Source organism: Rhodococcus sp. EPR-157 (assembly GCF_001647195.1).
GTDB lineage: Bacteria > Actinomycetota > Actinomycetes > Mycobacteriales > Mycobacteriaceae > Rhodococcoides.
In genome coordinates this window covers 1-1741 of sequence record NZ_LVCV01000287.1, presented here as the reverse complement: position 1 = coordinate 1741, position 1741 = coordinate 1, and the positions used below count along the sequence as shown (strand labels likewise).

Sequence of the window (1741 nt, the reverse complement as noted above, 5' to 3'; positions counted from 1 at the left end):
GCTCTTCGCCGTGTCTGGCGGTGCACGCACTTTTCGTGGTGGATGACGACGATGTTGCACATCGGCGAGGATCCGTTCGATGCGCAGCTGCAGCTCTCGCAGCTGCGATGGCTCGCGCGCAGCGAGGCGGGAGCAACCGGACTCGCCGAAAACTATGCGGGCCTACCCATCGGTTTCTGATTCTGAGCCGCTACCTCCTAGTCGTTCGAGGTTCTGGTAGCTGTTGTGTGATGCAGATCTCCACTCGGAGAACGTGCGCTCAGGCGCGTCCGACTCGACTAACTGTCTGCACAACGCGGGCGTGATATCGGCAACGACCGTTGCCGACGCCACAACGAGAGGATCGATCATGAGCTTCATCGACAAGGCCAAGAACGCTGCTGAAGACGCAATCGGCAAGGCCAAAGAGGTCGTCGGCGACGTCACCGACAACAAGGATCTCGAAGCCGAGGGCAAGAAGGATCAGGGTTCGGCCGGCATCAAGAAGGTCGGCGAGAACATCAAGGACACCTTCAAATAAGTCACCGGTTGCGGCGGTCGGGCGCGTCTCCTGCCTGGTCGACGACGCCCGACGCCCACCGGTTCGTGCGGCGTTGCGCGGGTTTGCATTGCCGGTCGATCGGATAAGCAGTCCGACACGGCAACGACAGGAGCTTCACCATGGGTACCCCGGCATCCGACAACACAGATTCCGACGAGAACGCCAAGTTGGGCGAAGACGGGACGATTCCGAATACCGACGACGGCGTCGCTGTCGGGCATACGGGCCAATCGTCGTTCGAGCCGGAGGAAGACGAACAAGTTCAGGAGTGAGTTCGGCGCTGCGATTCGCCCTCCGGGCCACGTCCCGCGCAGGTTCCAGCGAGCGCGCGGGTTGCAACGCGGGCGTGGGCTGGAAGGTGCGCGTTCGCGCCCGGAAGTGACCGAATGAGCCGATCGCTCACCGTGGGCCACGTCCCGCCACCGCCGGAGGCTCGCTGCCGGACAAGAGTATCGACGCGATCAGCTCGGGGTTGTCGGTCATCGGGACGTGTCCGACGCCGGGCACCGTGATGAAGCGCGCGTGCGGAAGATTCTTCTTTGCTCGTGCCATTTGATAGATCGGCAGCACGAGGTCGCGGCGACCCCATGCGATGGTGATCGGCACGTGAGGTTCCGCTGCGACCGGAAGCTCGAACGTTGCGTCGAGGCCCTTGTCCACCAGTGTGTTGGCCAGTAGCGAGGCGGCGTCGATGACGGCATCGTCGTAGGACACTCGGCTAGGATGTGCGAAGAACGCAGAGATGGCCGGATAGCGTACAGCTTTGTACGACAGTAACTTCGGTGCATGATCGCCCATTCCGCGGGTGAGGCTGCGGAGCACTTGGAACGTGCCGATGGCACGACGACGGTCGCGGTCGTTGACGAAGAAGCCGGCGGGCGAGAGTGCAGTGGCCGATGCGACGCGTCCGCGGCACGCGAGGGCAAGCGCCAACCATCCGCCGAGTGAGTTGCCGGCGATGTGGACTCGTGAGTCGGGTGTCTCGAACTCGGCGACCAGAGCACTGAGAGCGTCGACGACTTGCTCGAGCAGATCAGGTCCGCTCATGTCGAGGGCAGGCGATTCACCGTGGCCGAGGAGATCCACCGTGACCACTGTGCGGTACGGCGTCAGCAAGTCGACGACCGAGTTCCAGGCCTGCCTGCGATGAACGATCCCGTGGACGAGTACCAGGGTAGGGCCGGTGCCTGCGACGTCGTA

3 protein-coding genes and 1 pseudogene are annotated in these 1741 nt (G+C 63.2%); 3 read left to right on the top strand and 1 reads right to left on the bottom strand.

Annotation, left to right across the window (positions count from 1 at the left end):
- The 3 genes and pseudogenes from A2J03_RS29945 to A2J03_RS31070 form a co-directional block, all read left to right on the top strand.
- Positions 1-180 (top strand): annotated as a pseudogene (locus tag A2J03_RS29945) (4-hydroxybenzoate 3-monooxygenase); the annotation flags it as partial.
- Between the two features lie 169 nt (positions 181-349).
- Positions 350-520, top strand: a complete 171-nt coding sequence (locus A2J03_RS13275) for a CsbD family protein (protein ID WP_068374555.1) — start codon at positions 350-352, stop codon at positions 518-520.
- Between the two features lie 140 nt (positions 521-660).
- Complete coding sequence (locus A2J03_RS31070) at positions 661-813, top strand: hypothetical protein (RefSeq protein ID WP_197480748.1); 153 nt, start codon at positions 661-663, stop codon at positions 811-813.
- A 127-nt stretch (positions 814-940) separates the two neighbouring features.
- Here A2J03_RS31070 and A2J03_RS13270 read toward each other — a convergent pair.
- Positions 941-1741, bottom strand: an 801-nt coding sequence (locus A2J03_RS13270; protein WP_068374552.1) for an alpha/beta fold hydrolase, incomplete at its 5' end; no start/stop codon positions are given.